The sequence below is a fragment of the Streptomyces sp. CA2R106 genome (assembly GCF_037034245.1).
GTDB lineage: Bacteria > Actinomycetota > Actinomycetes > Streptomycetales > Streptomycetaceae > Actinacidiphila.
The window spans coordinates 1-271 of the sequence record NZ_JBAGKC010000217.1; the positions used below are offsets into that span (position 1 = coordinate 1).

General features: G+C 70.8%; 1 protein-coding gene. It reads right to left on the bottom strand.

All coding sequences use genetic code 11. The features are described 5' to 3' along the window. The coding region (locus WA788_RS35815; RefSeq protein ID WP_443034153.1) for an acyltransferase domain-containing protein at positions 1–256 on the bottom strand (256 nt) is incomplete at its 3' end. Between the last annotated feature and the right edge of the window lie 15 nt (positions 257–271).

Here is a 271-nt window from a genome sequence, read left to right on the forward strand (position 1 = left end):
CCGCGTCCTCCGCCGTCTCCGCGACCGCCGCGGTCAACACCGGATGCGGCGACACCTCCACGAACGCCCCGTACCCGGCAGCCAACAGACTCCGCACAGCACCCTCGAACTGCACCGTCCGCCGCAGATTCGCAAACCAATACCCCGCATCGACCTCCGCGCCGGCCAACCACTCACCGGTCACCGTCGAGACCATCGGCACCCGACCCGCGCGAGGCGCGATACCGCTCAACTCGCCCCGCAACTGCTCCGCCAACGGCTCCACCGCCGG